The sequence below is a fragment of the Kitasatospora sp. MBT66 genome (assembly GCF_000710405.2).
Classification (GTDB): domain Bacteria; phylum Actinomycetota; class Actinomycetes; order Streptomycetales; family Streptomycetaceae; genus Kitasatospora; species Kitasatospora purpeofusca.
The window spans coordinates 151,124-157,669 of the sequence record NZ_JAIY01000020.1 but is presented as its reverse complement, the minus strand read 5'-3'; the positions used below and the strand labels follow the sequence as shown (position 1 = coordinate 157,669).

Genomic DNA, 6,546 nt, shown 5'->3' with positions numbered 1-6,546 from the left:
TTCTTTGCGTTCTGCGTGAATTGCCGCGGATTACTGCGGATTGCTGGGTGCGCCGAGAACTCAGCTCTGCGGCTGCGGTTGGGCGGTGCCCCAGCTGGGGCGGCTCTCCGCGTGGCCCTGGGGGTCGGTGAGCCGGGTGACGGTCGAGCCGTCGGCGCGCATCGTGCAGAGCTCGGACGCTCCGCCGGCGGGGGCCTGGTCGAAGGCGATCGAGGTGCCGTCGGGGGAGTAGGAGGCGGCTCCGTAGGTGACGTCGGACGGGCCGGGGGTGAGCGCCTCGACGGCCGTGCCGTCGGGGTGGACGGTGTAGATGCCGCCGCCGGGGGCGTTGTCGGGGCCGGCCGGGTAGGTGGTGAAGACGATCCGGCTGCCGTCGGGGGACCAGTCGGCGCGTTCGCCGGCCCGCAGCTCCCAGGGGGTGAGTCGGCGCAGACCGGTGCCGTCGGCGTTGACGATGTAGAGGGAACGTCCGTTGGCGGGCTGGCCGGTGGCGCTGGTCCGGTAGGAGAAGACGAGCTGTTTGCCGTCGGGGGACCAGGAGGGGTCGGTGACGGCGCCGGAGTACGGGGTGTCGTTGGTGAGGAAGGTGAGCCGCTGGGCGTTGGTGCCGTCGGGGGCGATGACGAAGAGGTCGCTGTACTGGATCTGCTCCGAGTTCGGATCGGAGCTCCCCCAGCTGCGGGTGAAGGCGATCAGCTTGCCGTCGGGGGACCAGGCGGGCGCGGTCTCCGTCTCGTTGACGCAGTCGGGGGCGCCGGCCTCGCAGAGCGGGCCGAGCTGACGGGCGTTCCGGCCGTCGGAGCTGGTGGTCCAGATACGGCCGGGGGAGTCGGCGCCGGTGCGGTCGAAGGCGAGTGCGGTGCCGTCGGGGGACCAGGTGGGGTGGTCGTCCCGGGTGCGGTCGCCGGGCTGGGTGAGCTGCTGCCGGGTCCGGCCGTCGGCGGTGACGGCGAAGATCGCGCTGGTGAGGCGGTCCTGGTCGAGGAAGGTCCGGCCGGCGATGAGGCCGTTCTGGGCCGGCGGGGCGGTCGGGGTGGCCGCGGCCGCGTCGACGGCGGCGGTGCCGTTGGCGACGGCCGCTTCGACGGTGGGGGTCGGGCTGGGCGACTCGGCGCGGATCTCGCTGAGCGGGATCTCGCCGGGCTGGGCGCCGCAGCCGGTGAGCAGGACCCCGGCGAGCAGGAGGCCCGCACCGGCGTGAGGGCGGGTGCGGGCCGTGGCGGGGGTGGTCCGTGAGAGCCGTGTGCGCGTCATCCGCGTGTCATCTCCGTCTCCGATCCGCCCGGCGAGTCCGGACGTGATTGCCCCCCGAAGGAGCTGTCACCTTGTCAGATCGGAGGGTGCGGAGCCGGGCGACACGCGACGGTCCGCGTCCGCTCGGCGACGGAGAGTCGCCCGTTCGTGCGGCAGTACGGCGGCACGGCGGAGCAACAGAACGGAAGTACGGCGGAGCAGCGGAACGGAAGTACGGCAGGTCGGCGGGAACGGTGGCCCGGGGTCAGCCGCGGGCGGCCCGGCGTTCGGCCTTGGCGAGGGCCTCCGCCTCGTCCTCGGCCTCGGCGACCTCCAGGGTCGGCGCGGTGCCGCCGAGGTGGACGGGCAGCCACCAGTTGTCCTCGGGTCCGGAGGGCTTGCCGGGGTACTCGCGCTGGGCGCGGTCGAGCATCTCGGTCATCGCGGCGCGCAGACGCCGGGTGACCATGACGGGCTTGTCCTCGGGCGTCAGCACGATCGGCTCGCCGATCATGATGGTGACCGGGACGTGCCGCTTGGTGAGGGTCTTCGGGCGGCCCTTGGTCCACAGCTGCTGGGTGCCCCAGAGGATCACCGGCAGCAGCGGGGCGCCGGAGTCGGCGGCCATCCGGGCGGCGCCGGTCTTGAACTTCTTCAGCATGAAGGAGCGGCTGATGGTGGCCTCGGGGAAGACACCGACGACCTCGCCGGCCCGGAGGGCGCGGACGGCGGCCTCGTAGGCGGGCTGACCGTCGGTCCGGTCGACCGGGATGTGCTTCATGCCGCGCATCAGGGGGCCGGAGACACCGTGCTTGAACACGTCGTCCTTGGCCATGAAGCGGGTCTTGCGCTTGCCGCCGCGGTAGGCGCCCAGGCCCGCGAAGAGGAAGTCGAGGTAGCTGATGTGGTTGCTCACGAGTACCGCCCCGCCCTCGGCGGGGATGTTTTCGGCGCCGACGATCTTGATACGCACGTCGAGTGCGCGGAAGACGGTCAGTGCGGCGCCGATCACCGGCGGGTAGACGAGCTCTGCCACGGTCAGTCCTGACTTCGACGGGCCTGGCGGCCCGGTACGGCGGGGCCCCGGGGCGGTGCGTGGGGGCCGACCGGGAGCACGGCACACCGCGGCGGCCACGGGCGATACACGGAGATGATCCCCCGAAGGAGTGCCTGCTGTCACCTGAGGGGTGCTGCCTGGCGGAATGTGAAGGTGTGACGTACGTGATGGGCCCGGCCGGGAACTTTTCCTCCCCGGTCGGGCCCCGTGCCAGGTGTCGGCGCGGCGAGGTCAGGCGGTGGCGTCCACCCGGCGCTGTGCGCGGCGGACCAGCAGGTACATCTCGCAGCCCAGGCAGTAGCCGAAGGCGGCGTTCAGGAAGGCGGCGGCCAGCGCGAAGCCGGTGGCGAGCAGGCCGAGCCAGGCGGTCCCGGTGAGGAAGCCGAGCACGCCGACGAGGGCGAAGACCAGGCCGACGCCCTGGGCGAACCTGGGCGGGCGTTCGTCCTCGGTCTCGGCCGGCGGTGCCAGCCGGGGGCGGACCAGCGTGCGGTAGAGCCACCCGTAGGGGGAGCGGCGCAGCCCGCCGAGGGCTCCGAGGGCGAAGACGAGGGCCTGGGCGGCGAGCAGGACTCCGTTGCCGGTGAGCAGGACGGCTGCCAGGACGACGGTGGTGAGCGCGGCGGCGAAGCGCGGGCCGCGGGGGTCGATCTGCACGGGGGACTCCGGGAGGGGACGGCGGCGGGCTGACGGCTGGGGAGCGTCAGCGACAGCGCGAGGCCGTGGCGCGGCACAGGTCGACCACCCGGCGGGCGGTCAGCAGCGGCTGTGCGGGGCGGTCGGAGTCCACCCGGTGATCGTACGCGGGCCGCGGGCCGGCGGTCGACCGTTTTGCCGGGGCCGCTCCCGGGGTCCGGGGGGCCTGGCGCAGACTGGGGGGATGACCGGGTTGGTGGTGTGCGTTGTCGTGCTCGCGCTGGCGAGTGCGTTCGGGCTGCTGCGGGCCAAGCGCGACGGGAGGCTGAGGGTGCGGGCGAAGGACGGGGCGGTGGGGCTGTCGGCGGCCGAGCTGGGGGTGCCGCTCGGCGAGCGGGCGACCCTGGTGCAGTTCTCGACGGCCTTCTGCCAGCCCTGCCGGGCCACCCGCCGGGTGCTCGCGGAGGTGGCCGGGATGGTCGACGGGGTGGCGCACGTGGAGCTGGACGCGGAGGAGCGGCTGGAGCTGGTCCGGCGGCTGGACATCCTGCGGACGCCGACGGTGCTGGTGCTGGACGCGGGTGGCCGGGTGGTCCGCCGGGCGTCCGGGCAGCCGCGGCGGGCGGACGTGATCGCGGCGCTGGGCGAGGCGGTCTGAGCGGTCCCGCACCCCGGCGCGGAACGGTGTGTTCCGCGGTCGCGGTGGGCCCCGAGGGGGAAGGAGCGCCCCCGCGGGGTGGAGCAGTGGTCGGGCTGGGGCAGGATGGCCCTGACGGCAGTGCGTCCGTCCCGCGGTCCACCTGGGCCGACGGGCCTGCTCGGGGCTGCCGAGGGGGCCCGAGGGGACGCCCGGCCGGGACCGCGCGGCGTAAGCTACTGGCGAGTAGTGACCGTCGGGCTACTGGCGAGTATGCTGCCAGGGAGTTCCGGACCGGCACGGGAGCACGCTGCCGGGAGCAGGTGCGTACCGTGTTTCGCGCCCGCTTGCACAGCCGCAGCCGCCGGACGAGACCAGTACAGGAGACAGGCCGTGAGCTTGAGGATCGTTGTCTGTGTGAAGTACGTGCCGGACGCGACGGGTGACCGTCGTTTCGCGGACGACCACACCACCGACCGGGAGGGCGTGGACGGCCTTCTGTCGGAGCTGGACGAGTACGGGGTGGAGCAGGCGCTGCGGATCGCTGAGGCGAACGAGGGTGCCGAGGTGACCGTGCTGACGGTGGGTCCGGACGACGCGAAGGACGCGCTGCGCAAGGCGTTGTCGATGGGTGCGGACAAGGCTGTGCACGTCAATGACGAGGACATCCACGGTTCGGACGTGATCGGGACGTCGGCGGTGCTGGCGAAGGCGCTGGAGCGGACCGGGTTCGACCTGGTGATCGGTGGTATGGCGTCGACGGACGGCACGATGGGTGTGCTGCCGGCGCTGCTGGCGGAGCGGCTGGGTGTGCCGCAGCTGACGCTGCTGTCGGAGGTGTCGGTCGAGGGCGGTGCGGTGAGGGGTCGTCGGGACGGTGACTCGGCGACGGAGCTGGTGGAGGCGTCGCTGCCGGCGGTGGTGTCGGTGACGGACCAGTCGGGCGAGGCGCGCTACCCGTCGTTCAAGGGGATCATGGCGGCGAAGAAGAAGCCGGTGGAGTCCCTGGACCTGGACGATCTGGGCATCGAGGCCGGCGAGGTCGGTCTGGCGGGTTCGTGGACGGCGGTGGAGTCGGTGACGGCGCGTCCGGCGCGTACCGCGGGCACGGTCGTCAAGGACGAGGGCGAGGGCGGCAAGGCGCTCGCGGGCTTCCTCGCCGACCAGAAGTTCATCTAGTCCCACCCGTTCGCGCATCCAACGATCGATCAGGAGCAATGAATCATGGCTGAGATCCTGGTTCTCGTGGACCACGCCGACGGCGTGGTCCGCAAGCCGGCCCTGGAGCTGCTGACCCTGGCCCGCCGCATCGGCGAGCCGTCGGCGGTCGTCCTCGGCGCCGGTGACAAGGCGGCCGAGCTGGCCGCCAAGGCCGCCGAGTACGGCGCCGCCAAGGTGTACGTCGCCGACGGCGCCGAGTTCGCCGACCAGCTGGTCGTCCCGAAGGTGGACGCGCTGGCCCAGATCGCCAAGGCCGCCGACGCGGCCGCGGTGCTGGTCACCTCCTCCGGCGAGGGCAAGGAGGTCGCCGCCCGCGTCGCGCTGCGGATCGGCTCCGGCCTCATCACCGACGCCGTCGACCTGGAGGCCGGCGACAGCGGCCCGGTCGCCACCCAGTCGGTGTTCGCTGCTTCCTTCCAGGTGAAGTCCACGGTGTCGCACGGCGCCCCGGTCATCACCGTCAAGCCGAACGCCGTCGCGCCGGAGGCCGCCCCGGCCGCGGGTGCGGTGGAGGACGTCGCCGTCGCGTTCACCGGCAACGCCGCCAAGGTCGTCTCGCGCACCCCGCGCGTGTCCTCCGGCCGCCCGGAGCTGACCGAGGCCGCCATCGTGGTCTCCGGCGGCCGCGGTGTCGGTGCCGCCGAGGGCTTCGGCGTGGTCGAGGAGCTCGCCGACGCCCTGGGCGCGGCCGTCGGTGCCTCGCGCGCCGCCGTCGACGCCGGCTGGTACCCGCACAGCAGCCAGGTCGGCCAGACCGGCAAGCAGGTCTCCCCGCAGCTCTACATCGCCAACGGCATCTCCGGCGCGATCCAGCACCGGGCCGGCATGCAGACCTCGAAGACCATCGTGGCCGTCAACAAGGACCCCGAGGCCCCGATCTTCGAGCTCGTCGACTACGGCGTGGTCGGCGACCTGTTCGAGGTCCTGCCCCAGCTCACCGGCGAGGTGAAGGCCCGCAAGGCCTGACACCGGCCGGACCGGACACCGGAAGGGCGTGGCACCGAGTACCCCGGGGTACTCGGTGCCACGCCCTTCTCGTTCAGCGCCCAGCGCCCAGCGCCCAGTGCCCAGCGCCCCGCGCTCGCCGTTGGCCGTGCGCCGAAAGGCCGCGGCCCCCGAGGGAGCCGCGGCCGCCGTCACTCCGCGAACGCCGCCAGGTGCTGGGTGAACCCGCCCTGGTTCGGCGGCAGCGGCCGCGGTTCGGGGGCCGGCTCCCGAACCGGCTCCTCCGGCGACAGCACCGTCAGCTCCGGCTGCTCCACGCCTTCGGCCCCGCTGAGCCGGACCCTGGTGCCCACCGGCACGGTGGAGCGCAGGCCGCTGACGATGCACCAGACGTCGAAGCCCTCGGACATCCGGATCAGCGACTTCTGCCGGGCCAGCGGTGTGCGGGCCTGCTCGACGGCGCACCGCCGCACCACCCCGGTGCCCTCGCTGCGCTCCAGCCGCAGCTCGGTGGAGCCGCAGGTGGGGCAGAGCAGCCGCTGGAAGGTCGGATTGTGGCACCAGTCGCAGCGCTGGAAGTACAGCGGAGCGCTCTCGGTGTCGGCGTCGATGGCTGAGTGGACCACGGTGTCATCTCCCTGCGTTTGTACGGGCCCGGTGCTACGGCTACCGCCAAAAAGAGGATAGGGAACTCAGTGCCGCTCTGTGAAGGCACTGAGTTCCCTTTTCCTTGCGCACGTGCATAATGAAGGGTACTGAGTACCGTCGTGAACGTCGTGAAACAGGAGTGGCCGCTCATGAGCCAGGACTTCGATCT

Annotated in this window: 7 protein-coding genes; 3 read left to right on the top strand and 4 right to left on the bottom strand. The window is 72.8% G+C overall.

The window, feature by feature from the left end; genetic code table 11:
* Positions 1 to 60 precede the first annotated feature (60 nt).
* The 3 genes from BI06_RS41760 to BI06_RS41750 form a co-directional block, all read right to left on the bottom strand.
* Complete coding sequence (locus tag BI06_RS41760) at positions 61 to 1,254, bottom strand: PD40 domain-containing protein (protein WP_043477336.1); 1,194 nt, start codon at positions 1,252 to 1,254, stop codon at positions 61 to 63.
* Positions 1,255 to 1,498: 244 nt separating this feature from the next.
* Positions 1,499 to 2,269 (bottom strand): 1-acyl-sn-glycerol-3-phosphate acyltransferase, encoded by a 771-nt coding sequence (locus BI06_RS41755; protein WP_030398661.1) that lies wholly within the window; start codon positions 2,267 to 2,269, stop codon positions 1,499 to 1,501.
* A 252-nt stretch (positions 2,270 to 2,521) separates the two neighbouring features.
* Positions 2,522 to 2,947, bottom strand: coding sequence for a DUF4395 domain-containing protein (locus BI06_RS41750; protein ID WP_030398662.1), 426 nt, complete (start codon positions 2,945 to 2,947; stop codon positions 2,522 to 2,524).
* 223 nt (positions 2,948 to 3,170) lie between these two features.
* On the opposite strand from BI06_RS41750, the gene BI06_RS41745 reads away from it, so the two are divergent.
* The 3 genes from BI06_RS41745 to BI06_RS41735 all read left to right on the top strand — a co-directional run bounded on the left by BI06_RS41745 (position 3,171) and on the right by BI06_RS41735 (position 5,750).
* Entirely contained in the window at positions 3,171 to 3,584 is a 414-nt protein-coding gene (locus tag BI06_RS41745) for a thioredoxin family protein (protein ID WP_030398663.1), read from the top strand.
* A gap of 372 nt (positions 3,585 to 3,956) precedes the next feature.
* Positions 3,957 to 4,742: an electron transfer flavoprotein subunit beta/FixA family protein gene (locus tag BI06_RS41740; RefSeq protein WP_043472031.1), complete on the top strand. Its 786-nt coding sequence runs from the start codon at positions 3,957 to 3,959 to the stop codon at positions 4,740 to 4,742.
* Between the two features lie 45 nt (positions 4,743 to 4,787).
* The gene (locus BI06_RS41735; protein ID WP_043477333.1) at positions 4,788 to 5,750 is read left to right on the top strand and encodes an electron transfer flavoprotein subunit alpha/FixB family protein; all 963 of its coding nucleotides are present in this window, start codon (positions 4,788 to 4,790) and stop codon (positions 5,748 to 5,750) included.
* A 170-nt stretch (positions 5,751 to 5,920) separates the two neighbouring features.
* On the opposite strand, the gene BI06_RS51970 is transcribed toward BI06_RS41735, so the two are convergent.
* Positions 5,921 to 6,355, bottom strand: coding sequence for a hypothetical protein (locus BI06_RS51970; protein ID WP_051741856.1), 435 nt, complete (start codon positions 6,353 to 6,355; stop codon positions 5,921 to 5,923).
* Between the last annotated feature and the right edge of the window lie 191 nt (positions 6,356 to 6,546).

Excerpts from the sequence above, each read along its gene's own strand:
- BI06_RS41760 (WP_043477336.1), bottom strand. The coding sequence starts at position 1,254 with ATGACGCGCACACGGCTCTCACGGACCACCCCCGCCACGGCCCGCACC.
- BI06_RS41745 (WP_030398663.1), top strand. The coding sequence starts at position 3,171 with ATGACCGGGTTGGTGGTGTGCGTTGTCGTGCTCGCGCTGGCGAGTGCG.
- BI06_RS41735 (WP_043477333.1), top strand. The coding sequence starts at position 4,788 with ATGGCTGAGATCCTGGTTCTCGTGGACCACGCCGACGGCGTGGTCCGC.